The following is a 26,026-nucleotide window of genomic DNA, read 5'->3' on the forward strand; positions in this document are numbered from 1 at the left end:
GCGCCGATGACCGACCGGCTGCCGGATGAGCCGATGTTCTTCGTCGATCCCCACTGGCGGCACACGCTGCCGCGCGACACGAAGTGGCTGCTCAAGGAGCACGTCGGGCGCCCCATCCTGGAGCTGTACGGCCCTTCCGGCGCCGGGAATTCGCTGGCGGCGGCCAAGGTGGTCCGTGCCGCGGACAGGAAGGGGCGGGTCGCCGCCCGCTGGGTGCCGGTCCTCCGCTGCGACACCGCGCCGGAACTGGTGCTGCTGCGCCTGCTCGAAACCCTGGGCGCCACGCCGGAGCCGCTGTTCGGCATGCTGTTGGCCGCACCCGACGACTTGGCCCCCATGCTGACCGCCCTGTGTCGCGAGCAACTGATGCTGCGGTCCGTCGTCGTGCTCGACGGCGTTCCGCGGGGGGAGCCCGGAATCGCCCTGCTGCGGCTTGTCGCGCGGACCCTGCAGGGTACGAACTCCCGGGCCGTCGCGACGTCGAGGAGCCGCCATGCGGTGCCGGGGCTGCGCCTGACGAGTCACAGGGTCTGGACCCGACCGCGGTTCGACGAGCGGTACGAGGAGGCGCGGACACGGCGCGGCGGGACCGCTCGCTCGCTCCTGGACGCCCTCGGGCGCTGGCAGGGCGAGGAGTTCACAGTGCCGGTCGCGACCGCGCTGTGCTCGGTCGACTGCCGTGAGGCAGTGCGGTCACTGCACATCGACGGGCTGCTCCAGCAGCCGTGGCCAGGCCGGTACCGGCTGCACCCGGCCCTGCGTCCCGAGACGCACCCGGAATCCGATGCCTCCCAGGAAGCGGAATCCGCGGCTTCCCTGGACACCGCCCTGGCGAGGACCGTCATCGAGGGCCACGCGGACGTACGCGAGGGCACCGACGCGTACGCCGATCTGGCCCTGCGCCTCCTGTGCCGCAGAGCGCCGGAGGCCCCGGCGCTCATGGGCGTCCTGGAGCCCCACCTGACCGGCAAGCGCGGACTGTTCCGGCTGCTGCGGCTGAAGCAGTCCCTGTGGCACGCGACGGGCGACTGGGAGCCGGTGCGGATCCTCGCCGCCGTGTCGGCCCGCGAGACGGGCAACCCCTTGCAGGCGTCCCACGCGCTGAAGCCGCAGCGCTCCCCCCGTGCCGCGCTGGAGGACGCGGTGACCCAGCACCACACGGGACGCCTTGCCGTCGCCGCCACCGCGCTCGACGAGATCCCCGCCGACGTACCGAACGGCTGGGTGCTGCACACGCGGGCCGCGATCCTCTGCGACATGGGCGACCTCCAAGGCGCCGACCGGCTGTTGCGGCGCGCCGTCGAGGCCCACCAGGTCAAAGGTGATCCGCGGGGCGAGGCGTGGGCCGTCCACCACTACGGGCGGCTGCGGCTGCTGCGCGGCGATCCGGAGGAGGCGCGCAAGCGCCTCGAGACCGCGCTGCACATGTTCATCGGCATCGGTGACCTGCGGGGCGAGGCCTGGGTGAAGACCGAGCTCGGCCGGGTCCAACTCTTCGGCGGCGCCTGCGAAGAAGCGATCGAAGGGCTCAGGGCGGCCCGCGCCCTGCACAAGAGCAACCGGGACGTGCGGGGTGCCGCCTGGACCCTGCTGTACACCGGCCTGGCGAGGGTGGACCTGGGGCGTCCCGAGCGGGCCAAGGACGTCTTCACCCAGGCGTTCATGGAGTTCCGTGGGATCCCCGACCTGCTCGGCGCGGCCTGGGCGGAGCACTTCCTCGGGATCCTGCCGTGGTTCGGCGGCGAGGCGCCGTGGTCCAACGCCGAGCTGTTCCTCCGCAGGGCCCACACGGACTTCAACGCCCTCGGATGCCCGCACGGTCTGGCGTGGAGCACGCTGGAACTCGCGGAGTTCAGGCGGCACGCGCGGACCCGCCCGAGGCAGGCCCTCGACGAGGAGTACGGGGCGGCCCGGGTGGAGTTCGAAGCCATCGACGACCGGGCGGGAGAACAGTGGGTCGCCTCGGCGCGCTACGCCGACGCCCCGGCGTCCCTCGCCTTTCCGCGCCGCAAGTCACGGCAGCTGAGCGACTTCTACCCGCCGCACGTGCTCAGGGACTACACCCAGGCCCCGGACGCAGCCATTCCGTTCGCCGCCCGCTACACCATCCCCGAGCGGGGCGTCCACGTCGGCAGAGGCACCCCCGCCGCCGCCGAGTCCCACGTCCGCCTGCTCCTCCTCGACAACGACAAGGCCACCACCGGCACCGCATCCCGCATCGCCCTCCACATCACCCCCGGCCCCGACCATCCCTGGTCCACCCCCGCCGCCGTCCTCCCCTGGCTCACCGCCCGCGCCACCCCCCTCACGGCCGCCGACATCGAGCCCGTCCACGCCGTCACGCTCAAGCCGTCGCCGCCCGACCCGGACGGCGCCGAATTCCTCTTCACCCCCCGCCGGGCAGGCCGCCACCGCCTCCTCCTCACCATCGAGGACTCCGCCACGGCGACCGTCCTCCAGCAGGTCGAGACGTACATCGACGTCACCGACGGCGAACACGGCGCCCCCGACGACGCCCTGTCGCCGGAAGCGCTGCGGAGGGCCTAGCGGAGATGGTCCACGAGCTCCCCACCCACATCACCCACGACCCGAGCCTCGGCTTCACCCGGCTGCCGCGGCGGGTGATCCGCCACCCCGACCTGGTCGTCGGCCTCGACGCGCGCCGCGAGGACGAGAACGTGCGGGCGCGGATGTACGGCCCCGCCGTCCCCTCCCTCAGCGGCTCCGAGCACACGGTCACGCTCAACGTCCGCCCCCGCGAGGTGCGTTCGGTCGCCGCGCGGCTGCGGCAGGTGTGGAAGGACGAGTTTGTGGCCCTCCAGCCGCTGGACGGCTCGGGCCGGCCGAGCCCCGGCCGCACCCCGTTCCCGTACGCGAACCTCGTCGACCTCACCGCCGAGCCCGAGGCAGAGCTGCGCGCCGCCCTCTCCCGACTCGCCCTCAACGGCGCCCAGTTGCTGTACGACGTGCTCCTCGGCGGCGAGAGCGAGGAGCTGAAGCTGTTCCGCGGCTTCCTCACCGACGTACTGAGCCAGGACCGGGCGCTGCGCGTCCGCTTCCACTCGGACCTGTTCCTGCCCTGGCCGATGCTGTGCCTGCCGGACGCGGCGGGCACGGCGGGTGCGGCGGGCGAGGGCCTGGACGCGGTGTTCGCCCGCTTCCTCGGCTACCGCCACCAACTGGAGCACACCGGCGGCGACGCCTACGCCCGCGTCGCCGACGACCGCGATCCCCCGCCCCGCGAGTCCCCCGCGGTCAGTCTCAACCACGACACCGGCGTGGACGCGGAGGGCCGGACCAGGGCCACGGAGGTCGCCACCGCCCTCGCCGACGGCAACGCGTTCGTGGAACGCACCACCCGCGACGAACTGGAGCACGCCCTGCGCGACCACCTCCTCGACGAGCAGCTCATGTACTTCTGGTGCCACGGCCACTTCACCGCCGGCGGCGACGAACCCCCGTACCTCGTACTGCGGTTGACCGACCAGCAGGCCATCGACGCGTACACGCTGCGCGCCCACCGCCCGCCCCCGCACGCCTGCGTGCCCTTCCGGCCCTTCGTCCTGCTGAACGCCTGCTACGCCGGGCTCCCTGGCAACGCCGACCTCGCCTACCTCGGCCGGGCCCTGTTCGACGCGGGCGCCTGCGGGATCCTCGGGCCGCAGATCGAGATGCCGCAGCGCTTCGCGGCCGAGTACGCGCTCGCCTTCGTGACGCGCTACCTCGCGGGGCGTGAGACGGCGGGCGACATCGCCCACGGCCTCGCCCGCCACTTCGCGGACACCTGCCGCAACCCGCTCGCCTTCGCGTACGCGCTGCACAGCGGGATGGACAGCCGACTGGAGCGGACGGCGTGAGCGACACTTACAGCGACATCTGCAGCGGCGCTTTCATCGATCTCGACGCGACCGGCTGGCCGCTGCGGGCCACCCGCGAAGGACCGCGTCCCGTCCCGGCGCCCGGCCTCTCCGCCCACCTCGCGGAGCGGCTGACTCCGCCGGCATGGGCGACCGACATCATCGTGTACGTCCACGGGTGGCAGACCTCGCAGACATCGGCGCTGTCGGCGCTGCGCACCCTGATGGATCTTGCCGAGCGGCAGCACGGGGAGCGGCCGGAGCTGTATCCCGGCCTTGTGCGGAGGCAATCCGCGCGGAACGGAGGCCGTCCCTTCGCCCCCTGGCCCGTCCTCGTCCGCTGGCCCTCCCGCTCGCTGCCCTCCCTCGGCGGCTACCGCCGTATCCGCGACCGCGCCCACGCCATGGGCACCCACGGGCACGCCGCGCGCGTCATCGCCCAGCTCCTGGGCTATCTGGACACCCTGCGGGGCGACCCGCACGCCGCGCCCGTCCTGGCCAACAGGGGCGGGCAGTACCTGCACCTCGTGGGGCACTCGTTCGGCTGCCGGTTCCTGTGCGAGGCGGTGCAGTGGGCCGCCGCGCCGCCGGGTGGGACGCTGGGGGCGGGCGGGACGCTCGGGTGGAGCACGCCCGCGCCGCCGGGGCGGCCGTTCACCGTCGACTCGATGCTGCTGTTGCAGATGGCGGCGCCGCGCGACGCCTTCGCGGAGACGTTCACCGCGCTCGCGGGCGCGCCGCTGCGCGGCCCCGTCGTGGCGACGTACTCACAACACGACCGCGCCACCGGCTTCTGGCACCTGCGGGCCGAGCGGCGGGCGGGCGTCGGGTACGCGGGGATCGGCACGGCGCCCGCACCCGTGTCGGGGATACGCATGCGGGGCACCGGCGAGCCGTACCCGCACGATGCCCTCGACCACCGCTTCGTCAGCGTCGACGCGGGCGAGATCTTCGTGCGCGGCCGCGGCCCGGCGGGCGCGCACTCGGACCACTTGCGCCCGGAGTCGGCGCATTTGCTGCTGTCGCTCGCCGACCACTCACGGTGACCACTTCAGCCCGTCCGGCGTTTGAGGACGAGGCGCGAAGCGCCGATCAAGGGGGTCCGGGGGCGAAGCCCCCGAAAGGGGCGCGCAGGCGTACCTGCCCAGGCGCCCCCACCAGAAGCCTCAGGCTTCCTTCGCACCCGCGGCGCCGGAGGCGCGAGCCGCCCCGGAGGTCGCGGGCTCGGCGTCCTCAGGGGCACCCGAGGAGTCGGGGGTGTCGGGGGACTCCTTGAAGTCCACCTTCCCCATGTGCTTGTTCATGGACTTCATCAGTCGCCACACCGCGAGCGCCATCACCGCGAACACGATGAACCCCAGGACACCGGGGGTCACCTTGTTCTCGTCCACCTCCTTGGCGAGGGGGGCGAGGTGCGTCATTGCCAGGCTTGCGCTTCCGCTCATGTCAGGCATTGTCGCGGATGCCCGCGAAGAGGTCGTCCTCGGGGAGGGACGTATCGACGAGAGACTTCGCGAGCTCGTACTCCTCCGTGGGCCAGACCTCCTTCTGGAGCTCCATCGGGACCCGGAACCAGCCGCCGTCGGGGTCGATCTGCGTGGCGTGCGCGATCAGCGCCTTGTCACGGATCTCATAGAAGTCGGCGCACGGGACGTGGGTGGTGAGCGTGCGCTCCACGCGCTCGAACTCGTCCCAGCGCTTCAGCCACTCCCCGTAGGGCGACTCCATGCCACGGTCCAGCATGGCGTGGTGCAGGGCCTCGGTGCGCGGGCGGTTGAAGCCCTGGTTGTAGTAGAGCTTCCGCGGCGTGAAGACCGGGCCGAACTCGCTCTCCGGGTACTTCTCCGCGTCCGCCGCGCCCTCGAAGGCCACCATCGAGATCTTGTGGGTCATGATGTGGTCGGGGTGCGGATAGCCGCCGTTCTCGTCGTACGTCGTGATCACCTGCGGACGGAACGTACGGATCTGGCGCACCAGCTCACCGGCCGCCTTGTCGACGTCCTCCAGGGCGAAGCAGCCCTCGGGCAGCGGCGGCAGCGGGTCGCCCTCGGGCAGGCCCGAGTCGACGAAGCCGAGCCACTCCTGCTTGACGCCGAGGATCTCGCGCGCCTCGTCCATCTCCTTCTTGCGCACCTCGTGGATGTGCTCCTGGATGTACGTGTCGCCCTGGAGCTTGGGGTTGAGGATGTCGCCGCGCTCCCCGCCCGTGCAGGTCACGACGAGCACGTCCACCCCCTCGGACACGTACTTGGCCATGGTGGCCGCGCCCTTGCTCGACTCGTCGTCGGGGTGGGCGTGAACGGCCATCAGTCGAAGCTGCTCAGTCAAGACTCGATCCTCAGGTGTCCGGCGCCTGTGTCTGCTGTGGCGCCCTCGGTCATCAGGCGTTGTGCGGGGCTTCTATAGTGACGGAACCGGGGGGCGGAAAATTCCGGCGGACCGTACTGTCTCGCGGTCGGCTCGGAGTCGGCTCGGCTCGTGGTCGTCTCGGCCCGTAGTCGGCTCGGCCCATAGGTGGCCCGCGATCGGCTCGCGGCCTGCGAACCCCTGTCCATGTGGAGGACGATCATGACCGCGGTGAGCGGCGGCGACAGCGGCGGCACGGCCCTGCGGGCCCCCGAGGGCCGCTACGGCCGGTCGGCGGACGAGCGCGCGGACCGCAAGCTCAAGATCGTGGGCGCCGCCCTCGGTGTGCTGCTGCTCGGTGTCGTCGGCTGGTTCGGCTACGACTCCATCGCGGGGTCCAAGGTCAGCGGCGAGATCATCAAGTTCGACGTGGTCTCGGACAAGGCCGTCGAGGTGCACCTCGAGGTGCGCAAGGACGCGGACGCGAACGGCTACTGCACGATCCGCTCGCAGGCCGAGAACGGCGCCGAGGTCGGCCGCGCGGACTTCCGCTTCGACCAGGACAAGGGACGCGTCGACAAGACCGTCACGCTGCGGACCACCAAGCGCGCCACGAGCGCGGAGCTCGTGGGCTGCCACAAGGACTGAGGCCCGCCGCGGCCCGGGGGCGCTCTCTCTGGTGGTGCACGGCGCCCACGCCCGGCGCACAGTCGTTCACCTGCGCTAACGCCTTTCTGATGACGTACGTCCTCCCCCTTCGGCACCGGAATTGTTAGGCTCGTGGTTTCGCCCACCCGTTAGGGAACATCCTTCTGGGTAGGGCGATGCTTTGTATTCCCAGTACCTACGAGGAGCACCTGTGACCCAGACCAGCGACAACGTCACCTGGCTGACCCAGGAGGCGTACGACAAGCTCCGGTCCGAGCTTGAGTACCTGTCTGGTCCCGCGCGCACCGAGATCGCAACCAAGATCGCGGCGGCGCGTGAGGAGGGCGACCTGCGCGAGAACGGCGGGTACCACGCGGCCAAGGAGGAGCAGGGCAAGCAGGAGCTCCGCGTCCGCCAGCTGACGCAGCTCCTGGAGCATGCCAAGGTCGGTGAGGCGCCCGCCGAGTCGGGCGTCGTCGCCCCCGGCATGGTCGTCACCATCGCCTTCGACGGCGACGAGGACGACACCGTGACCTTCCTGCTCGCCTCCCGTGAGTACGCCGGCGACGACATCGAGACGTACTCGCCGCAGTCCCCGCTCGGCAGCGGCGTCAACGGCAAGAAGGTCGGCGAGGACGCGCAGTACGAGCTGCCGAACGGCAAGCTGGCCTCCGTCAAGATCCTCGAGGCCACGCCGTACCGGGCCTGAGAGCGGATGCGAAGACCCCCGGCGCCGTCGCGCCGGGGGTCTCGTGCGTGCGGCTGGCGTCAGCGGCACTCGAGGTAGATGCCGCCGGACTGCTTCACGTCCACCCTGTTGTTGGTCCTGGTGCCCGACACAAAGGTCTTGAACGCGCCGCGGGTGGGGCACTTCACGGACGTGTTGATGCTGCCCAGCGAACTGGGCGACACGTTCTGGCACTTGTTGGTGAGCTGCACCCAGCCCGAGAGCGTCTGCCCGAGCAGCGAGATGCAGACCTTCTTGTAGCCCTCGTAGAACCCGTTGCCCCAGACCTTTCCGCTCTGGACCTTCGGGGTGTACGCGATCAGCTCCAGCTCCTGCGCGGCCGCCGACGACTGCGGCACCGTGGCCGCCAGCATTCCGGCCGCCATCACGGCCGCGGCCGCTCCCATGCGCACCTTGGACATGGTGTTCCCCTCGTTCGGCTGCGGCGTGGCGGTCAGCGGCACTTGACGAAGCGCGGCGCCGAGTCCTTGATGTCCTTGCGGTTGTTGGTCCGGGTGCCCGAGAGCAGGGTGCGGAAGATGCCCTCCCGGGGACACTTGGCGCCGATGCTGATGCTGCCAAGCGAGTTGGGGGACACGTTCTGGCACTTGCTCGTCACCGGGATCGGCGGGATGGTCCCGAAGCTCTCCTGGAGCAGCGTGACGCAGACCTTCTTGTAACCCTCGTAGAAGCCCGAGGCCCAGACCTTGCCGCTCTGCGCCTTCGGCTGGTACGCGACCAGCTCCAGCTCCTGCGCGGCCGCCGACGACGCCGGCGCCACCGACACCAGCATTCCGGCCGCCATCACGGCCGCGGCCGCACCCATTCGCACCTTGGACATGGTGTTCCCCTCGTTCGGCTGTGCTCGGTTCGTTCGGCTGTGCCCGGTCGGCCGGAGTCGGCCGGGGCGCACTGCCCGCCGGACGTTCTCGGCGCCTGTAGCTTCCAGCCCCACGCGCCCCGGCAGTACCCCCCGCCCAGGGGATCTTTTGCGCCACGCCCGGCGAAACATTCATGTCCATGTCACTCAAGGTTCACCTTCCGCGTCGCACCATCGTGGGCGTACGCAGCCTGATCACGTAGTCACTGCCGTGATGGACCACTGCTGCGCACGCTCACCACGGGGAAGCAGTGAGGCACGGGGGACAACTGTGATATCGGTCGGTGTCATCGCGCGCGGTGGACCGGAACGGGCGGAGCTGCGCGCCGCTCTGGAGGCGGAGGGGCGTCACCGCGTCTCCGACGAGGACGAGCCGGGGCGGGAGGTCGCGCTGGTGCGCCGCACTTCGCCACGCGTGCTCGTGGTCAGTCAGAGCGACGAGGACTCGGCGCTCACCGCACTGCACCGGCTCGCCGCCGCGCCCGCGCCGGTGGCCGTTTTACTGCTCGCCAACCGGTTCACCTGCGGCGGGCTGCACCGGATCCTGGCGTGCCGTCCGGCGGGCGTGCTGCACCGGGCCGCGGCGGCGGCCCAACTGCCGTGGGCGGTCCCGGCGGCGGCCGCGGGCGGCCCGGTCCTCGGCCCCGAGCTGATCGGCGTGGTGGCCGGAAACTGTCCCGGCGCGGGCTGCGCCCCGTCGGCGCGGGACGAGGCGCGGGCGCTCCTCGCCGCCCTGTCCACGCGCGAGCTCGAAGTGCTCGAACTCGTCGGCGAGGGCCTGTCGAACCCGCAGGTCGCCGCGGCCCTCACCATCAGCTGCGACACCGCCAAGGAGCATCTGCACAACATCTACGGCAAGCTCGGCATCCGGGGCCGGCTGCAGGCGGCCCGGGTCGCCTGGCAGGCGGGGCTCACCGGACGGCGGACGGGCGGCGGCCGGGTGCCGCCCGCCCGCAAGGACCCGGTGCCCGCGCCCCCGCCCCGCCAGGTACCCGCCGTCTGCGGGTGACCGCGCCCGGCCGCTGCCCCGCAGTGCGCCTCTTCGGGCCACGCACTGCCTCTTCAGGCCCCGCGATGCCGCATCAGGCCGACGCGGAGCGGTACTTGCGCACCGCCAGCGTGCGGAAGACCACCAGGATCACCACCGACCAGAGCACCGAGGCGAGCACGGGGTGCTGCATCGGCCAGGCGTCCGGGGTCTTGAAGCCGGGCGGCAGGTTGCCGAACAGCTCGCGGCACGCCTGCACGGTGGTGCTGAACGGGTTCCACTCGGCGATGTGCCGGAAGAACGTCGGCAGGTTGTTGGAGTCCACGAAGGCATTCGAGATGAACGTCAGCGGGAACAGCCAGATCAGCCCGCCCGACGTCGCCGCCTCCGGTGTGCGCACCGAAAGACCGATCAGGGCGCCGATCCACGAGAAGGCGTAGCCGAGCAGAAGCAGCAGGCCGAAGCCCGCGAGGATCTTGCCGAAGTTCTCATGGGCCCGCCAGCCGATGAGGAGCGCCACCAGGGCGAGTACGACCAGGGTGAGCGCGGTCTGCACCAGGTCCGCCACGGTGCGCCCGGTGAGGACCGCTCCGCGCGCCATGGGCAGGGAGCGGAAGCGGTCGATGAGGCCCTTGTGCATGTCGTCCGCGATACCGGCTCCCGCGCCGGCCGTGGCGAACGTGACGGTCTGCGCGAAGATGCCCGCCATCAGGAACTCGCGGTAGTCCTGCGACGAGAGCGAGCCGCCGACCTGGATGGACCCGCCGAAGACGTACGTGAACAGGACCACGAACATCACCGGCTGGATCAGCCCGAAGAGGATCATCTCGGGAATCCGGGACATCCGAATCAGGTTCCGCCGGGCGATGACCAAGGAGTCACGGACCGACTTGCCGATGCCGCCTGCGGGGGTGGGCGCGGGTGTGGTGCGGGTGACGGCACTCATGAGGCGTCCTCCTTTTCCACTTCCGCCTCTTCCTCTCTGACCTCGGCCATGTGGCCCGTCAGGGAGATGAAGACGTCGTCGAGGGTGGGGCGGCGCAGGCCGATGTCGTCGATCTCGATGCCCCGGGTGTCCAGTTCGCGGATGACCTCCGCGAGGAGCTTGGCGCCGCCCGTGACGGGGACGGTCAGCTTGCGCGTGTGCCGCTCGACGGCCGCCTCGCCCTTGCCGAAGCCGGAAAGCACCTCGCGGGCGGTCGCGATGTGGTCCCGCTCGTGCACCACGACCTCGACGCGCTCACCGCCGGTCTGGGCCTTGAGCTGGTCGGCGGTGCCGCGCGCGATGACGCGGCCGTGGTCGACGACGCAGATGTCGTGCGCCAGGTGGTCGGCCTCCTCCAGATACTGCGTGGTGAGCAGCAGGGTGGTGCCGCCTGCGACCAGCTCCTGGATGACCTCCCACAGGCCCTGGCGGTTGCGCGGGTCCAGGCCCGTCGTCGGCTCGTCCATGAACATCACCGGCGGCGAGACGACCAGGGCCGCGGCGAGGTCGAGGCGGCGGCGCATGCCGCCCGAATACGTCTTGGAGGGGCGGTCCGCGGCGTCCGTGAGATGGAAGCGCTCCAGGAGCTCGCCCGCCCTGGCCTTGGCCTCCTTGGCCCGCATCTCATAGAGCTGGCCGACCATCTGGAGATTCTCACGGCCCGTCAGATACTCGTCCACGGCGGCGAATTGGCCGGACAGGCCGATGGAGCGCCGCACTTCGTTCGGATGCTTCAGGACGTCGATCCCGGCGACGAACGCCCGGCCGCTGTCGGGGGTGAGCAGCGTGGTCAGACAGCGGACCGCCGTCGTCTTTCCCGCGCCGTTCGGCCCGAGGAGGCCGAGGACGGTGCCTTCCGGGACATCGAGATCGACGCCGTCCAGAGCCTTTACGTCACCGAAGGTCTTGACCAGACCTTCGGCGTAGATGGCGCCTGGCATAGGGGGTCTCCCATGTTTTGGGTGGTTTCCTAGCGAAAAGCTTAGATTTGCCGGGCTCCGGTCGCCCGGCTCTCCCAGTTCACTCAGTGGCGCGAGTCACACTGTAACGCGATACATCGCGTCACTCAATGGATTTGTGCGGCTCGGGGAGAACCGACGGAGCGCGCCGCCTCGTCGCGCGCCCCCCCTGTCGGTCAGCCGATGACCGTGTAGCCCGCGTCCCGCAGGGCCGCGCCGACCTCCGCGCAGTGCTCGGGACCCTTCGTCTCCAGCTGCAGCTCCACCTCCGCCTCCGTGAGCCCGAGCCGGGGATCCGTACGCACGTGGCGCACGTCGAGGACGTTGGCGTCGACCTCCGAGAGCACCCCGAGGAGCGTGGCCAGGGCGCCCGGCCGGTCCGTCAGGCGCAGCCGCAGCGACAGATAGCGGCCCGCCGCCGCCATGCCGTGGCGCAGGATGCGCTGCGTCAGGAGCGGGTCCACGTTGCCGCCGGAGAGCAGCGCGACGACCGGGCCCTCGAAGGCGCGCGGATCGCTCAGCAGCGCCGCCACCGGGCTCGCGCCCGCGGGTTCGACGACCATCTTGGCCCGCTCCAGGCACAGCAGCAAGGCACTCGACAGATCGTCCTCGGAGACCGTCACGATCCGGTCCACGAGCTCCTCGATGATCGGGAACGGTACGTCGCCGGGGCGCCCCACCTTGATGCCGTCCGCCATCGTCGCCGGGTGGTCGATCGACACCGGGCGGCCCGCGGCCAGCGAGGGCACGTACGCCGCCGAACCCGCCGCCTGCACTCCCACCAGGCGCACGTCCGGGCGCAGCGACTTCACCGCGACGGCGATGCCCGCGGCCAGGCCGCCGCCGCCCACGCCGACGACGATCGTGCGCACCTCCGGGCACTGCTCCAGGATCTCCAGGCCGACGGTGCCCTGTCCGGCGACGACGTCGGGGTGGTCGAAGGGGTGGATGAAGACCGCGCCCGTCTCGCGCGCGTAGTCCTGCGCGGCCGCCAGCGTCTCGTCGACGACCTGGCCGCGCAGCCGGACCTCCGCGCCGTAGTCGCGGGTCGCCGCGACCTTCGGCAGCGGGGCGCCGACCGGCATGAACACCGTGGAGCGGACGCCGAGCAGCGAGGACGCGAGCGCGACGCCCTGCGCGTGGTTGCCCGCGCTGGCCGCGACGACGCCCGCCGCGCGCTCCTCGGGGAGGAGCCCCGCGATGCGCACGTAGGCGCCGCGGAGCTTGAAGGAGCCCGTCCGCTGGAGGTTCTCGCACTTGAGGTGCACCGGCGCGCCGACGAGCCGCGACAGGTGCCTGCTGCCCTCCATGGCGGTGACCCGGGAGACCCCGAGGAGCATCTTCTGCGCGCCGCGTACGTCGTCGAGCGTCACCGTCGGAAAGGAGCGAGTCGTGCGGTAGCTCATGACCGCAGTCTCGCAGTTCACGCGCGTCTCCTCTTGATGTGACCAAGCGGCGAGACGGGTTTGCGCAGCGCCGGTACGGGTAGCGCCCGGGCCGCGTACCCTGTCCCCCAATCCATCACCCTTCCCATGAAGTGAGCCCCCGGCCATGCCCACAACTCCGGACATGACGACCGCCAGCGATCCCGGCCTCCTCGATACGTTGCAGCACCAGGTAGCGGTGTTCGCCCGGCGTGCCGAGCAGACGCGCCTCGGCGGCGTCGGACAGGTCCGCAACTCCATGGACCGCGCCGCGTATCTGCTGCTCAACCGCCTCGACAAGGAAGGTCCGATGGGCGTCAAGGCGCTCGCGGCGAGCATGGGCATCGACTCGTCGACCGTCACCCGGCAGGTCGCGCCCCTCGTCGACACCGGCCTGGTCAAGCGCACCTCGCACCCCGAGGACGGCCGCGCGGTCGTGCTCCAGCTCTCGCCGCGCGGGCAGGCCCGCCTGGACGAGGTCCGCTCCTCGCGCCGCGAACTCATGGCGGAGCTCACGCACGACTGGGCTCCCGCCGAACGCGAGAGCTTCACCGCGCTCCTCACCCGCTTCAACACCGCGCTCTCGGCGCGGCAGTCCGCCCAGGGGGTGCCGGAGTCCGTCGCTCCGGCCGACTCCTGACAGCCCGGCCGCGGTCCGCCGACTGCCGCGGCCGGGCGACGGGCGGACCCCGAGCGAGGGTGTCCGCTCGCGCAGGGCTCTTGACCTGGGCGCCGTGCCTGGCCTCAGATGAAACCGGGTCCCTCTATGCCGTAGGGCGGGAGGCGCGGTGCGAGAGCGGCAGGCCGATCAACAGGCCCGCCGCGCCCGGGAGTTCCAGGCGTTCGTCGCGGGCGCGGCAGGGCGTCTTCTGCATGCCGCCACGCTGCTGACCGGTGAGCGGGCCGACGCCAATCCGCGCGCGCGGGCGCTGCTCACGGCCGCTCTCGCGGCCACGTACGCCTCATGGGACCGGCTGCGGGGCGAGGACCCGTACGACCGCACCCGTACCGTCCTCGTCGTCCGCTACGCGCGCGGGGCGTGGCGGCGGGGCCGCGGGGACGGGGGGCTGCTCTCCCGGCTCGCGCCGCAGGAGCGGATCGTGCTGGTCCTTCGGTTGTACGAAGGCGTGGCCGAGGAGCAGACCGCGGCGCTGCTCGGGTTGCCCGTGGAGCGGGTGCGCACGATGTGCGCGCGGGCCGTCACCGCCGTGCTCCACCCCCCTCGGGGGCCTGCTCCCTCCTCCTCGGCTCCCCCTGTGCCGCCCGGGGCGCTCGGGAAGGCGGCTTCGTCGTGAGCCAGCAGGAACGCCGCGAAGCCGTTGTACGACAGCTCCTCGACGCCGGGGGGCCGTCCTCCGTGCCGCCCGAGCTGCACGGGGACGCCGTGCGGCGCGGAAGCCGCATGCTGCGGCGGCGGACGCTGGCGCGGCGGCTGCTGTGGGTGGTGCTGCTCGCCGCCGTGGTGGCCTTCACCATCTGGGCCGCGGAGGCCCAGCCCTGGGTGGAGCCACCGTCCCGCACCACGCCACCGCTCACTCGCTGGTGACCCATGAAGGCAGCCCAGGCCGACCATGGCCTTCCGGACGGCGGTGACACCGGCGGGAGGAGGGATCAGCCTGGGCTGCCCGAACCGTTCAGCGCAGGGCGCGCTTAGCCCAGTGCCTGCTGCAGGTCCGCCAGGAGGTCGTCCGCCGACTCGATGCCTACGGAGAGGCGGACCAGGTCGGCGGGGACCTCCAGGGCGGAGCCCGCGGTGGAGGCGTGGGTCATGCGGCCGGGGTGTTCGATGAGGGACTCGACGCCGCCGAGGGACTCGCCCAGGGTGAACAGCTTGGCGCGGTCGCAGACCGCGACGGCCGCCGCCTCGCCGCCCTCCACCTGGAAGGACACCATGCCGCCGAACGCCTTCATCTGCTTCGCGGCGATCTCGTGGCCCGGGTGGGATTCGAGTCCGGGGTAGAGAACCTTCGTCACGCGCGGGTGGCGCGTGAGCATGTCGGCGATCCGCGTGGCGTTCTCGCTGTGCCGGTCCATGCGTACGGCGAGCGTCTTCACGCCGCGCAGCACCAGCCAGGAGTCGAACGGGCCGGCCACGGCCCCCATCGCGTTCTGGTGGTACGCCAGCTCCTCACCGAGATCGGCGTCGTCGACGACGAGCGCGCCGCCGACGACGTCGGAGTGCCCGCCCATGTACTTCGTGAGGGAGTGCACGACGACGTCCGCCCCGAGGGCGAGCGGCTGCTGGAGGTAGGGGCTGGCGAAGGTGTTGTCGACGACGAGCCGCGCGCCCGCCTCACGGGCGATCTGGGCGGTGGCCTCGATGTCGGTGATGCCGAGCAGCGGGTTGGAGGGCGTCTCCACCCACACGGCCTTCGTGCGCGGCGTGATCGCGGCCCGCACCGACGCCGGGTCGGAGGTGTCGGCGACCGACCACTCGACGCCCCACCGGGAGACGACCTTGTCGAACAGACGGAACGTACCGCCGTAGGCGTCATTGGGGATGACGACATGGTCACCGGGACCGAGCAGCGTACGCAGCAGGCAGTCCTCGGCGGCGAGGCCGGAGGCGAAGGCGAGGCCGCGGCGGCCGCCTTCGAGGGCGGCGAGGTTCTCCTCGAGCGCGGTGCGCGTCGGGTTGGCGCTGCGGCTGTATTCGTAGCCGCCGCGCAGTCCGCCGACTCCGTCCTGCTTGTACGTGGACACCTGGTAGATGGGCGGGACGACGGCGCCGGTCAGCGGGTCGGCGGTGTTGCCCGCGTGGATGGCGACGGTCTCGAAGCTCTGGCTGCTGTGCGAGTCACTCATGCGGCCTGAGCGTAATGGGGGACGGCGGCGGGGGCCGGGCGGGGAGCGGTGGGCGCGGGCGGGCGCGGGCAGGTTGACCGGCCGAGGCGGCCAGGTTGGCCAATTGTCACAGGCGTCTGGTTCGCTTGTACGTATGGAGATTCTCTGGGTCCTGATGGCAGTGGTGATGATCGGGGCGGTGCTCGGGCCGTACCTGCTGCGCAGGCGCGGCGGAATCCGGCAGGTGCACCCGGGCGCCCCGGACGCGGCGGACCCGGCGAACTACGGCTTCGCGCTCCAGGAGGAGCTGGACATCCGCATGCCGGGCCCGGACGCCGACCTCCTGGAGGTCCTCGACCTGGTGCAGCGCACGCAGGACTGGCGCGCCGCGTCGCAGCTGCTCGCCGGGACGGAGGTGCACGGCGAGCAGCGCTGGCAGCGCGTGCAGGCCTTCGCGGGCGCCGCGTCCCTGGAGCTGCAGCAGCGGCCGGGCGGCGTGAGCGATACGCCTGGCGGGCAGTGGCTGCGGGTGTGGCGGGCGGAGGCGCCGAAGGACGCGGGCGGCGCGGCGGTGCACGCGGAGTTCCTGGTGCAGCAGGCCTGGCGATCGGCGACGGCGGGGACGGACGAGTTCCGGATCATCCTGGAGGAGGCGAAGGAGGCCTGCTCGCAGGCGGCCCTCCTCTCCCCCGGCGACCCCATTCCGTACATCGTGGAGCTGTCGATCGCCCGCGGCCTCGCCTATCAGCGCGCGGAGTTCGAGCAGCTATGGCTGAAGATCCTGGACCGCGCGCCCGCGCACATGGGCGCGCATCTGGCGGCGCTGCACTACTGGTGCGAGAAGTGGCACGGAACCCGCGAGGAGGCGTACGCCTTCGCGGAGGCCGCCGCCGCCCGCGCCCCCAAGGGCTCGCTGCTCTCGGCGCTGCCGCTGTTCGCGGTGTACGAGCACCTGCCCGAGGTGAACCTGGTGCGCGGGTTCTACCAGAGCGAGGTCGTGACCAAGGCGATCGAGGGCGCCCAGTTCGCGGTGCACTCCGCACGCCCGGACGACCCGATGCTGGCCCACGTCCGCCACCTCCTGGTCTTCTTCCTGGTCCGCTGCGAGCGCTGGGGCGAGGCGATGAACCAGATCGTGCACGTCGACGGCCACGTCGGCGCCCTCCCCTGGACCCTGTCCCCCGACCCCGCCGCGGACTACGCGGTCTACCGCGCCCTGGCGGTCGCGGGCTACGAGGCGAACGGCGGCAGCCCGGCGACACTGCCGCACTGACCTGACCGGCAGGAATGCCGGGCCCCGCCCCGGCGTTCTAGCTACTTGCCGCCGCCCAGGCCCGCCACAAGGAGTGAAACCCCATGATCTTCGGCCGCACGCCCGTCCTCCCCACCCCCGAGGAGGCCCTCAAGGGCCGCGAGACGCCCGAGTTCGAGGTCCCCTCGCGGCACACGGTGCTCGGCAACGCGCTGCTGGGCCCCTACCCCGAGGGCCTGGAGGTCGCGGACTTCGGCCTTGGCTGCTTCTGGGGCGCGGAGCGCAAGTTCTGGCAGACCGACGGCGTCTGGACGACCCTCGTCGGCTACCAGGGCGGCTTCACCCAGAACCCCTCCTACGAAGAGGTCTGCTCCGGCCTGACCGGCCACACGGAGGCCGTGCGCGTCGTCTTCGACCCGAGCAAGGTCACGTACGCGGAGCTCCTGAAGCTCTTCTGGGAGTCCCACAACCCCACCCAGGGCTTCCGCCAGGGCAACGACGTGGGCACCCAGTACCGCTCCGCGATCTACACCCACAACCCCACCCAGGAAGCCGCGGCCACCGCCTCCCGGGACGCCTACCAGCAGGTCCTCACCCACGCGGGCCACGGCACCATCACCACCACCGTCCTCCCCGCCGACACCCGCACCTTCTGGCCGGCCGAGCCCTACCACCAGCAGTACCTGGACAAGAACCCGGACGGCTACTGCGGCATCGGCGGCACGGGCGTGGAACTGAGCCACCCGTCGGAGACGAACTGGGGCCGCGCCTGCCCCACGGGCATCGCGCCCGCACCGGAAACCACCAACTAAGGCCGACCCCCGACCGGAAGAACCCCCGTGCCCCACGCCCAGGCCCCCGACGGCACCGCCCTCCACTACCAACTGCAAGGCTCCGGCGAGCCGTTGGTGCTGTTGAGCGGGCAGTCCAACAGCATGCGGTGGTGGGACCCGGTCGTCGGGGACTTCGCCGCCGCGTACACGGTCGTGACCGTCGACTGGCGTGGGGTCGGGGAGAGCGGTCGGCCCGATACGGACACGTACAGCACGCGCGGGTTCGCCGACGATGTCGCGGCCGTGCTCGATCACGCGGGGATCGGGCGGGCCCATGTGTACGGGACGTCCATGGGCGGGCGGGTCGCGCAGTGGCTTGCCGCCGAGTATCCGGAGCGGGTCGAGCGGCTCGTGCTCGGGTGTACGTCGCCGGGGGCGCCGCACGGGGTCGAGCGGGGGCCCGAGGTGCGGCGGGCGCTCGCGCAGGGGGATCCGGGGGCGGCGCGGCGGGCGCTGATGGAGCTGATGTACACACCCGGGTGGATCGCCGCGCAGGAGGCGACCGGGCGTACGGAGTTCCACACGCTCGGGGATCCCTCGATGCCCGCGTACGCCCGCCGCCGGCATCTGCGGGCCAGCGCCCGGCACGACGCGTGGGACGCGCTGCCCCGGATCGCCGCGCCGACGCTCGTCGTGCACGGCGGCGACGACACGTTCAACCCGGCCGCCAACGCCCCGCTCCTCGCCGGACGCATCCCGGACGCACGGGCGCGGCTCGTGCCGGGCGCCCGGCACGCGTACTTCGAGGAGTTCGCGGACGTCGCGACACCGCTGGTGCTCAAGTTCCTGCGGGCCTAGCACTCGGCCCCCGTACGGACCCTCAGCCCCCGTACGGCCGCGTGATGATCTCCAGGTTGTGGCCGTCCGGGTCGTTCCAGTACACCCCGCGGCCGCCGTCGTTGGTGTTGATCTCGTTTTCCCGCTTGTGGTACGGGTCCGCCCAGTAGGTGAGGCCCCGGTCCTTGATGCGGCCGAAGATCGCGTCGAACTCCGCCTCGGAGACGAGGAACGCGTAGTGCTGCGGCGCGATCGGGCCGCCGTCGCCCTCGAAGTAGTCGAGGGTGACGCCGTTGGGGATGGTCACGGGGATGAACGGGCCGTACTGCGGGCCGACTTCGAGGCCCAGGATGTCGGCGAGGAACTGCGCGGACGCCTTCTTGTCGGCGGCTGCGACGATCGTGTGGTTCAGCTCGATGGTCATCGTGCGGACCTCCTCGGTGTCTGGCCTGGTGACATGTCCGGCCGGTGGTGACCGGCCGCTCTGTCCGACACCGAGAACGTTAGATCCGTGCGCCCCGCACCGACATCGGTCACCGGGCCCTGCGGCCGTGCGCTTTGCGCCCTAGGCCGCTGGTCCCAGGCGATTTCCGGACACCCGGAACGGGCCTGCGATCAGATCGTCGCCGCGTCGATCACGAAGCGGTAGCGCACGTCGCTCGCGAGGACACGCTCGTACGCCGAATTGATCTGCGAGGCCGGGATCAGCTCGATCTCCGCGCCCAGGCCGTGCTCGGCGCAGAAGTCCAGCATCTCCTGGGTCTCCTGGATGCCGCCGATGCCGGAGCCCGCGAGGGTCTTGCGGCCGGCGATCAGGGAGAAGAGGTTCAGGGATACGGGCTCCTCGGGGGCGCCCACGTTGACGAACGCGCCGTCCGTCTTCAGCAGGCCCAGGTACTTGTCGAGGGGCAGCGGCGCCGAGACGGTGGAGACGATCAGGTCGAGGCTGCCGGCGAGCTGCGCGAAGGTGGCGTCGTCGCTGGTCGCGTAGTAGTGGTCGGCGCCCAGCTTCAGGCCGTCGTCCTTCTTGCGCAGGGACTGCGACAGGACGGTCACCTCGGCGCCCATGGCGTGCGCGATCTTGACGGCCATGTGGCCGAGACCGCCGAGGCCGACGACGGCGACCTTCTTGCCGGGGCCCGCGTTCCAGTGGGCCAGCGGGGAGTACGTGGTGACGCCCGCGCACAGCAGCGGCGCGGCGACGTCCAGGGAGAGGCCGTCGGGGATGCGGAGGGTGAAGGCCTCGTCGACGACGATGCGGGTGGAGTAGCCGCCGTAGGTGGGCTCGCCGTTCTTGTCGAGGGCGTTGTACGTCTGGATGTTGCCCTTGAGGCAGTACTGCTCCAGGCCCGCCTCGCAGTTCTCGCACTCACGGCACGAGTCGACCATGCAGCCGACGCCGACGCGGTCGCCGACCTTGAACTTGGTGACGTCCGCGCCGACCTCCGCCACGACTCCGGCGATCTCGTGGCCGGGCACCATCGGGAAGATGCCCTCGCCCCAGCCGTCGCGGGCCTGGTGGATGTCGGAGTGGCAGATGCCGGCGTACTTGACGTCGATCAGTACGTCGGAGGCGCCGACGGGGCGGCGCTCGATGGTGGTGCGCTCCAGCGGGGCCTTGGCCGAGGCCGCGGCGTACGCGGGGACATTCTGGGTCTGTGCGGTCATGTCCACGAGGCTGTCACCTGCGGAAAGGGCCACCCAGCCCTCCGTTGTGCCTACGTCGGGCGGTCCTACCACCACTGGTATCAGGCTCATCCGCGTACGACCCTGAATACTGGAACGCATGGACGAGAACGCCCCGCGGGGCCCGCAGCCCCCGGAGCCGCCCCCGGAGGGCCTGGACCGCCGTGCCGAGCTGAGCGAGTTCCTGCGCACCCGCAGGGCCCGCCTGCAGCCGCACGACGTGGGCCTGCCCAGCTACGGCAGGCACCGCAGGGTGCCGGGCCTGCGCCGCGAGGAGCTGGCGCAGCTCGCCGGGGTGTCCGTGGCGTACTACACCCGGCTGGAACAGGGCAACGGCCGGAACGTGTCCGCGGAGGTCCTGGACGCCATCGCGCGCGCCCTGCGCCTGACCGACGCCGAGCACGCGCACCTGATGCACCTGGCGAAGCCTGCCGCGCACAAGAAGAAGCGGGTCCCGCGCGCCCAGAAGCTGCGGCCCGCGGTGGCGCAGCTCCTGGACGCGATGGACGGCGTGCCCGCGTACGTGGTGGGGCGGCGGTCCGACATCCTCGGCTGGAACCGGATGGCGGCCGCGCTGTTCGGCGACTGGGGGCGGCTGCCGGCCGAGGAGCGGAACTGGGCGCGGCTCGTCTTCCTCGACGACCACATGCGGGAGCTGTTCGCCGACACCTGGGAGCAGAAGTCGTCGGACATCGTCAGCTTCCTGCGCATGGACGCGGGCTGCTACCCCAACGACCCGCTCCTTTCCGCCCTGGTCGGCGAACTCTCCGTGAAGAGCGAGGAGTTCAGGCGCCTGTGGGCCACCCACGACGTCCGCGAGAAGGGCCACGGAGTGAAGCACCTCCGTCACCCCCTCGTCGGCGAACTGACCCTCTCCTTCGAGACGATGCGCCTCCAGGACAACTCGGAACAGTCCCTGGTGACATACCACGCGGAGCCGGGCTCCCCGTCGTCGGAGGGCCTGCGCCTCCTGGCGAGCTGGGGTGCGGACGCCGCGGACTCCGCACGGCACGGGGTGTCCTAGCCGGGGATCAGGGCTGGTACGGCGGCGCCGCCCCCCAGTTCCACAGCGGTACCGGCTGGCCGGTGGGGCGGGCGGCGTTCGGGCCCGAGAAGTAGAGGGCGAGGCGGGTGCCCCATTCGATGTAGGCCACGAACGCCGAGCGGAATTCGGCGTCCGTGGGCAGGCCCGCCTCGTCCGCCGCGTCCTGGATGAGGTTGACCCAGCGGCGGCGCTGGGGCTCGGTGATGCCCTTGCCGAAGTGTTTGGCGACCATGTGGGCGTGGGCGCCGGAGCCGTCGTCGCCGCCGTGTTCCTCGGAGTAGACCGCCGGGCCGCCGAAGACCTCGCCGAGCCACTGGGCGACGTGCGCCGCGTGCTCGGGGGCGAGGCCCGCGAAGACCGGGGCGAGGAGGTCGTCCGCGAGGACCTTCTCGTAGAAGACCTCCGTCAGGCGCGCGAAGGGCTCCTCGCCGCCCGCCCACGCGTACAGCGTCGGCGTGGCGGCCCCGGAGCCGCGCACCGAGGTGGGCGTGTAGTGCCGCATCTCCTCGATGTTCTCGACGTACGGGCGGATGTGCGCGAAGAAGTCCCTGAAGTGCTCCGACGATCTGAAGCCCTCCAGGTGGTCCTTCGTGGACGTCCAGGTGATGCGCAGGATGAAGTGCTCGAAGTCCTCCTCGCAGCGCGTGAGTTCGTAGTCCACGCACTGCGGGGCCGCGGCCAGCGGCACGGCGGCGCGGGTGTACGCGGCCAGGAACTCCGCGGAGCGGTCGGCGGGGACGCGGTAGCGGATGTACTCCACTGTGTGGTTGCTCATGGGGTGCCGGCTTCCTCGGTCGTCGCGGCGGCAGCGGCCGTGCCCCAGTCCCAGAGAGCCTGGAGCACCGGACCCAGCTCCCTGCCGTGCGGGGTGAGTTCATAGGTGACGGTGGGCGGCCAGCCGGGCGTACGCTTGCGCCGGATCACCCCGGCGGCGGTCAGCTGCGTCAGTCGCTCCGCAAGTACCTTGTCGGACAACTGCGGTAGCGCGGAGGCCAGTTCGCTGTACGCGTACACGTCACTCGCGAGCAGTTCGCGCACCACCAGCGTCGTCCAGCGCCCCCGCAGTGCCGCCAAGGTGACCTCGACGGGGCAGTCGGGACTCGGCGCGGTGACACGGGCACGGGGGTCGTCGGGCAGGCCAGGGTGCGGCTCCCGCGGGGCCGCGAGCACGTTCCTTACCGTTCGGTGAGCCACGAGCGCTCCTCCTACTGTGCCGTTCATGAGCACTTTCATCCTGCCCCAGCGCCCCGAGGACGTCCCGTCGGCGTTCGCCGAACGCTTCAACAGCGGCGACGCGGACGCCGTACGCGAGCTGTACGAGCCGGACGCCGCGGCGCCGACGGGTACTGGCGCTATGTGATCGACAGTCCCTTCGGCGCCGGGCGCGGGAACGATTAGGAACGGCTACTTCCCGAAGTACGCGTCGTAGATCGCCACCGTCGCCCTGTTCCCCTTCTTGTCCTCGACCTTCGCCCGGAACGAGACCGACTTGCCCTTCGCCGGGTTCGTCACGGAGATCTTCCCGTCGCGCACCGCGGCCTTCTTCCAGGTGCGGCCCTTGTCGTAGGAGACGTACGCGGAAAGGGACTTGAGGTTCTCGCCCGCGGCGGCGCCCTGCACCGTCACCGGCACGGACCGGGTCGCCCCCGCGGGCGCCCGGCTGTCCAGGCCCACCTTCGGCGTGAAGCGGACGGTCGACGCGGGCAGCAGGGTCTCCTTCCGCACCTTCTTGGAGCGGAACGTCCAGCTCGCGTCGACGCGGGACGAGACGGGCGCCACGCGCGGGTCACGCCGCACCGACGTGGACAGGCGGTATTCGGCGTCCGCCGCAGGGACCTTGAAGGACTCGCCACCGGTCAGCGGGTCCTTGTTCTCGCCGATCTTGCGGCCGTCGCGGTGCAGGGTCGTCCGCACCGAGGAGAAGTCCGACTCCCCCTCGTGCCCGTCACCGTCGGCGACCACCGGCAGGGAGCCGGTGATGTCGTTGCCCTCGCGGTAGATACCCAGGTCACCGCCTATGCGCGGTCCGAACACGGCCGTGTTGAACGTCCTGGTGTAGGTCCTGCCCGCCTTGTACGTCGCCGGCGGGTGGACCAAGTACGTCGCTTCGGAGGTCAGCCCACCGTCCTCATCCTCCATCACCTGGTCGACGTCCGTGTCCCACTGCACCTTGTCGGCCGTCGACAGGTGGAACTTGCGCGTGCTGAGGGCCTGCTGCGGGACGGACCAGCCGGAGCCGCGGCCGCTGCCGTCGGGCAGCCATCCCGTGGGTGTCGCCACGGCCTTCTTGCCGTCGGCCGACGCCCCGAGCCGGGCGTTCACCGTGGCGAGTTCGCTGTCCTTGAAGTGCTTGGCGTAGCCGGTCGCGAGCCGTTCGACCTTGCCGCCGACGAGGATGTCGTACTGCTCGTCGTCGCCCTTGACCCAGGACCCGGACCACTGCTGAACCAGCGAGCCGTCCGTGACCTCGGGCCCGAGGTGTGCGGTGCGCAGATGGGCGTAGGACTCGACGAACACACCCTCTTGCAAGCCTTCCCGCACCACGTACTGGGGATAGGCGAGGACCTGCTTGGCGTCCTTGTCGGGCACCGTGATGTCCACCGGCTTCGCCACCCGCGCGTCCAGCTTCAGCGTCATGTCCTTGGTGACGTTCAGCCTCGGCCGGGCGAGCCAGTCGACGCCCTTGGCGGTGTCGTCGGGGTCCCCGTAGATCTGCGTATCGAGGTAGTAACCGCCCTTGGGCACCCGGATCTTGACCGTGCCGGACACGTCGCTGAGGAAGAAGAGCTCCTCGGCGGCGGGCCCCGTCAGGCCGAAGAGGCCGGACGAGAAGTACTTCGCGGGCCTGCCGTCCCGCCCGACGTACTTCAACGTCACGTCGTACGACTCCCCGTCCCGCTGCACCACGGCCCCCGTGCGCACGGTCTGGCCGCCGCCCTTCGCCACGACGTACGCGGAGTACGTACCGCGCCCCGAGCCCCCGAGCCTGGTGTGCGCCGTCAGGCCGACCGTCGCGCGCCCGCCCGCGGGCACCGTCACCTTCTTCGCGCCGAGCGTGTAGAAGCCGTCCGGAGCCGGGCGCCCCTTCGGGTCCGTGGCGGTCACCGACAGGTCGAGGGTGACGTCCTTCGTGCCGAGATTCCTGTACGTCACCTTCCTGGCGACCGGCTTGTCGTCGGTGTGCGGCCACTTAGGCGCGCCGAAGTTCAGCGACACCGGGTCGGCGACCACCGTCTGATCGACGGCCTTGTCCACGGCGATACGCCCCGAACCCTGCTGGTACGGCGTGTACTTGCTCGCCTTCGCGGACGACGTCAGGGCCCGCTTGAGCTCGGCCGCCTTCCAGTCCGGGTGGCGCTGCTTGAGCAGGGCGGCGGCGCCCGCGACGTGCGGGGTCGCCATCGACGTACCGGACGCCGTCAGATAGCCCTCGGGCTTCTGCCCGAGCTCCTTCTCCATCTCGCTGCCGGGCGCGGCGGCGGCCGTGATGTCGACGCCGGGCGCCGTCACGTCCGGCTTGACCGCGCCGTCGCCGACGCGCGGGCCCTCGCTGGAGAAGTCCGCGAGCTTGTCCTTGCCGTCGACGGCGCCGACCGTGAGCGCGGCGTCCGCGCTGCCCGGCGAGCCGACGGAGCCCCGATGGCCTTCGTTGCCCGCCGCGACGGCGAACAGGACGCCCTTGTCGGCGGAGAGCTTGTTGACGGCGTCCTCCAGCGGGTCGACGCCGACGGAGTCGTCGCCGCCGAGGCTGAGGTTGACGACGTCGGCGCCCTGCGCGGCCGCCCACTCCATGCCCGCGATGACCTGGGAGTCGCTGCCGTAGCCGTCGTCGCCGAGGACCTTGCCGCTCAGGACCTCGGCTCCGGGGGCCACGCCCTTGAACCTGCCGCCCGACTTCGCGCCCGTGCCGGCCGCGGTCGACGCGACGTGCGTGCCGTGCCCCACGCGGTCCTTGGCGTCGGGGGACGCGGTGAAGTTCTTCTCGTCGGCGATCCGGCCCTTCAGGTCCGGGTGGGTGGCATCGACGCCCGAGTCAAGGACGGCGATCCGCACGCCCTTGCCGTCGAGCCCGGCCTGCCAGGCCTTCGGCGCCCCGATCTGCTTGACGCTCTTGTCGAGGCTCGCCTTCCGTGTCCCGTCCAGCCAGACGTGGCTGACGCCGGACGCGATGCCGCGATTGCCCCGCTTGCCGCCTGTGATGGTCTTCCAGAGCGCCGCCGCGTCCTTCCTGGGCGTGGTCACGGCGTCCGCGTTCAGGGACGAGAAGGTGCGGCGGACCGCCGTGTCACCGGCCGCGCGGACACCGGCCTTGGCGCCGCGCGCGGTGCCCTTGTAACCGACGATCAGCTTCAGACCCTTCCCCTGGGCCTTCCGGTTCGCCTTGCTCGTCAACTCCGTGACGTCGAAGAGCCGTTGGTCGACCTTGCCCTCGGCGATGAGCCGCTCGGCGTCGTACGGCAGGACCAGCGCGTGCCCGCGCACGGTCCGGGTGCTCACGGGTATCCGCTCGCGCCCCTTGGCGGGCGTGAAGCCGATCATGCGGCCCTTGGAGTCGACGGTGACGCGGTCGCCGGTGACGAGGGTGAGGCGGTGCGCGGGGCCGAGCTGTGCGCGGTGCGGGGACCCGGCCTGCGCGGGCGCCCGTCCGGGGCCCCGGGAGTCCGCCCCGCCGTCCGTCCCCGCCGACGCGGGCCCGACCACCCCCGCCCCCAGCGCGACGGCAACCGCCACCGCGTACGCCTTCTTCCTGTGCTGACGCAAGATTTCCCCCTGCAGTCGAAGTGTGTGCCTTGCCTCGCATGCGAGTCGCGTACACAAGAAGCGGCTCCCGAAGC

General features: G+C 71.5%; 27 protein-coding genes. 14 read left to right on the forward strand and 13 right to left on the reverse strand.

Going from position 1 to position 26,026, the window contains the following annotated elements; translation table 11 throughout:
- Positions 1-6 precede the first annotated feature (6 nt).
- The 3 genes from IEY91_RS02340 to IEY91_RS02350 are packed head-to-tail and all read left to right on the forward strand — an operon-like array spanning position 7 to position 4,903.
- Positions 7-2,547, forward strand: a complete 2,541-nt coding sequence (locus tag IEY91_RS02340) for a tetratricopeptide repeat protein (RefSeq protein WP_189172601.1) — start codon at positions 7-9, stop codon at positions 2,545-2,547.
- A 5-nt stretch (positions 2,548-2,552) separates the two neighbouring features.
- The gene (locus IEY91_RS02345; protein ID WP_189172602.1) at positions 2,553-3,857 is read left to right on the forward strand and encodes a CHAT domain-containing protein; all 1,305 of its coding nucleotides are present in this window, start codon (positions 2,553-2,555) and stop codon (positions 3,855-3,857) included.
- Positions 3,854-4,903: a hypothetical protein gene (locus IEY91_RS02350; RefSeq protein ID WP_229696633.1), complete on the forward strand. Its 1,050-nt coding sequence runs from the start codon at positions 3,854-3,856 to the stop codon at positions 4,901-4,903. Before IEY91_RS02345 ends, IEY91_RS02350 begins: the two co-directional genes overlap by 4 nt.
- 120 nt (positions 4,904-5,023) lie before the next feature.
- Here IEY91_RS02350 and IEY91_RS02355 read toward each other — a convergent pair whose 3' ends face one another.
- The gene (locus IEY91_RS02355) at positions 5,024-5,311 is read right to left on the reverse strand and encodes a hypothetical protein (protein ID WP_164321247.1); all 288 of its coding nucleotides are present in this window, start codon (positions 5,309-5,311) and stop codon (positions 5,024-5,026) included.
- A complete protein-coding gene (mca, locus tag IEY91_RS02360; RefSeq protein WP_189172603.1) occupies positions 5,304-6,185 on the reverse strand; it encodes a mycothiol conjugate amidase Mca in 882 nt (293 codons plus the stop codon). Before mca ends, IEY91_RS02355 begins: the two co-directional genes overlap by 8 nt.
- A gap of 240 nt (positions 6,186-6,425) precedes the next feature.
- On the opposite strand from mca, the gene IEY91_RS02365 reads away from it, so the two are divergent.
- Entirely contained in the window at positions 6,426-6,851 is a 426-nt protein-coding gene (locus IEY91_RS02365; protein ID WP_164321251.1) for a DUF4307 domain-containing protein, read from the forward strand.
- 211 nt (positions 6,852-7,062) lie between these two features.
- Positions 7,063-7,560 (forward strand): transcription elongation factor GreA, encoded by a 498-nt coding sequence (gene greA / locus IEY91_RS02370; protein WP_164321253.1) that lies wholly within the window; start codon positions 7,063-7,065, stop codon positions 7,558-7,560.
- Positions 7,561-7,619: 59 nt separating this feature from the next.
- Here the strand turns inward: greA and IEY91_RS02375 are convergent, their stop codons facing one another.
- Positions 7,620-8,000 (reverse strand): hypothetical protein, encoded by a 381-nt coding sequence (locus tag IEY91_RS02375; RefSeq protein ID WP_189172604.1) that lies wholly within the window; start codon positions 7,998-8,000, stop codon positions 7,620-7,622.
- A gap of 32 nt (positions 8,001-8,032) precedes the next feature.
- On the reverse strand, positions 8,033-8,419 hold the full coding sequence (locus tag IEY91_RS02380) for a hypothetical protein (protein WP_164321257.1): 387 nt from the start codon (positions 8,417-8,419) through the stop codon (positions 8,033-8,035).
- 310 nt (positions 8,420-8,729) lie between these two features.
- Here IEY91_RS02380 and IEY91_RS02385 point away from each other — a divergent pair, with 310 nt between their 5' ends.
- Positions 8,730-9,467: a helix-turn-helix domain-containing protein gene (locus IEY91_RS02385; protein ID WP_164321259.1), complete on the forward strand. Its 738-nt coding sequence runs from the start codon at positions 8,730-8,732 to the stop codon at positions 9,465-9,467.
- A 73-nt stretch (positions 9,468-9,540) separates the two neighbouring features.
- Here IEY91_RS02385 and IEY91_RS02390 read toward each other — a convergent pair whose 3' ends face one another.
- The 3 genes from IEY91_RS02390 to ilvA all read right to left on the reverse strand — a co-directional run bounded on the left by IEY91_RS02390 (position 9,541) and on the right by ilvA (position 12,796).
- Positions 9,541-10,392, reverse strand: coding sequence for an ABC transporter permease (locus IEY91_RS02390; RefSeq protein WP_164321261.1), 852 nt, complete (start codon positions 10,390-10,392; stop codon positions 9,541-9,543).
- Positions 10,389-11,372 carry an ATP-binding cassette domain-containing protein gene (locus tag IEY91_RS02395; protein ID WP_164321263.1) on the reverse strand — a complete coding sequence of 328 codons (984 nt, stop codon included), beginning with the start codon at positions 11,370-11,372 and terminating at the stop codon, positions 10,389-10,391. The genes IEY91_RS02390 and IEY91_RS02395 overlap by 4 nt, the downstream gene beginning before the upstream one ends.
- Positions 11,373-11,566: 194 nt before the next feature.
- Entirely contained in the window at positions 11,567-12,796 is a 1,230-nt protein-coding gene (ilvA, locus tag IEY91_RS02400) for a threonine ammonia-lyase (protein ID WP_164328227.1), read from the reverse strand.
- Between the two features lie 145 nt (positions 12,797-12,941).
- Here ilvA and IEY91_RS02405 point away from each other — a divergent pair, with 145 nt between their 5' ends.
- From IEY91_RS02405 to IEY91_RS02415, 3 genes are all read left to right on the forward strand, one after another.
- Positions 12,942-13,454, forward strand: a complete 513-nt coding sequence (locus tag IEY91_RS02405) for a MarR family winged helix-turn-helix transcriptional regulator (RefSeq protein ID WP_164321265.1) — start codon at positions 12,942-12,944, stop codon at positions 13,452-13,454.
- 148 nt (positions 13,455-13,602) lie between these two features.
- A complete protein-coding gene (locus IEY91_RS02410) occupies positions 13,603-14,109 on the forward strand; it encodes a sigma factor-like helix-turn-helix DNA-binding protein (RefSeq protein WP_189172605.1) in 507 nt (168 codons plus the stop codon).
- Entirely contained in the window at positions 14,106-14,360 is a 255-nt protein-coding gene (locus IEY91_RS02415) for a hypothetical protein (protein WP_164321269.1), read from the forward strand. The genes IEY91_RS02410 and IEY91_RS02415 overlap by 4 nt, the downstream gene beginning before the upstream one ends.
- Before the next feature lie 104 nt (positions 14,361-14,464).
- On the opposite strand, the gene IEY91_RS02420 is transcribed toward IEY91_RS02415, so the two are convergent.
- Positions 14,465-15,619 carry a cystathionine gamma-synthase gene (locus IEY91_RS02420; protein ID WP_164321272.1) on the reverse strand — a complete coding sequence of 385 codons (1,155 nt, stop codon included), beginning with the start codon at positions 15,617-15,619 and terminating at the stop codon, positions 14,465-14,467.
- Positions 15,620-15,752: 133 nt separating this feature from the next.
- Between IEY91_RS02420 and IEY91_RS02425 the strand changes: the two genes are divergently transcribed.
- The 3 genes from IEY91_RS02425 (at position 15,753) to IEY91_RS02435 (ending at position 18,481) form a co-directional block, all read left to right on the forward strand.
- Complete coding sequence (locus tag IEY91_RS02425) at positions 15,753-16,871, forward strand: hypothetical protein (RefSeq protein ID WP_189172606.1); 1,119 nt, start codon at positions 15,753-15,755, stop codon at positions 16,869-16,871.
- Positions 16,872-16,954: 83 nt separating this feature from the next.
- Entirely contained in the window at positions 16,955-17,662 is a 708-nt protein-coding gene (gene msrA, locus IEY91_RS02430; protein WP_189172607.1) for a peptide-methionine (S)-S-oxide reductase MsrA, read from the forward strand.
- A gap of 27 nt (positions 17,663-17,689) precedes the next feature.
- On the forward strand, positions 17,690-18,481 hold the full coding sequence (locus IEY91_RS02435) for an alpha/beta fold hydrolase (protein WP_189172608.1): 792 nt from the start codon (positions 17,690-17,692) through the stop codon (positions 18,479-18,481).
- A 22-nt stretch (positions 18,482-18,503) separates the two neighbouring features.
- On the opposite strand, the gene IEY91_RS02440 is transcribed toward IEY91_RS02435, so the two are convergent.
- Together IEY91_RS02440 and IEY91_RS02445 are read right to left on the reverse strand one after the other, a co-directional pair.
- Positions 18,504-18,884: a VOC family protein gene (locus IEY91_RS02440; protein WP_164321281.1), complete on the reverse strand. Its 381-nt coding sequence runs from the start codon at positions 18,882-18,884 to the stop codon at positions 18,504-18,506.
- 191 nt (positions 18,885-19,075) lie between these two features.
- Positions 19,076-20,128 carry an NAD(P)-dependent alcohol dehydrogenase gene (locus IEY91_RS02445; protein ID WP_189172609.1) on the reverse strand — a complete coding sequence of 351 codons (1,053 nt, stop codon included), beginning with the start codon at positions 20,126-20,128 and terminating at the stop codon, positions 19,076-19,078.
- Between the two features lie 118 nt (positions 20,129-20,246).
- Between IEY91_RS02445 and IEY91_RS02450 the strand changes: the two genes are divergently transcribed.
- Positions 20,247-21,170: a helix-turn-helix domain-containing protein gene (locus IEY91_RS02450; RefSeq protein WP_189172610.1), complete on the forward strand. Its 924-nt coding sequence runs from the start codon at positions 20,247-20,249 to the stop codon at positions 21,168-21,170.
- A 7-nt stretch (positions 21,171-21,177) separates the two neighbouring features.
- On the opposite strand, the gene IEY91_RS02455 is transcribed toward IEY91_RS02450, so the two are convergent.
- Together IEY91_RS02455 and IEY91_RS02460 are read right to left on the reverse strand one after the other, a co-directional pair.
- On the reverse strand, positions 21,178-21,966 hold the full coding sequence (locus tag IEY91_RS02455; RefSeq protein WP_189172611.1) for a group II truncated hemoglobin: 789 nt from the start codon (positions 21,964-21,966) through the stop codon (positions 21,178-21,180).
- A complete protein-coding gene (locus IEY91_RS02460) occupies positions 21,963-22,385 on the reverse strand; it encodes a winged helix-turn-helix transcriptional regulator (RefSeq protein WP_164321289.1) in 423 nt (140 codons plus the stop codon). Before IEY91_RS02460 ends, IEY91_RS02455 begins: the two co-directional genes overlap by 4 nt.
- Before the next feature lie 25 nt (positions 22,386-22,410).
- Here IEY91_RS02460 and IEY91_RS02465 point away from each other — a divergent pair, with 25 nt between their 5' ends.
- Entirely contained in the window at positions 22,411-22,551 is a 141-nt protein-coding gene (locus IEY91_RS02465; RefSeq protein ID WP_204328012.1) for a Cif family virulence factor, read from the forward strand.
- 44 nt (positions 22,552-22,595) lie between these two features.
- Here the strand turns inward: IEY91_RS02465 and IEY91_RS02470 are convergent, their stop codons facing one another.
- Positions 22,596-25,952 (reverse strand): S8 family peptidase, encoded by a 3,357-nt coding sequence (locus tag IEY91_RS02470; RefSeq protein WP_189172613.1) that lies wholly within the window; start codon positions 25,950-25,952, stop codon positions 22,596-22,598.
- Positions 25,953-26,026 lie beyond the last annotated feature (74 nt).

It is taken from the genome of Streptomyces lasiicapitis, from assembly GCF_014646335.1.
Taxonomy (GTDB): Bacteria; Actinomycetota; Actinomycetes; order Streptomycetales; family Streptomycetaceae; genus Streptomyces; species Streptomyces lasiicapitis.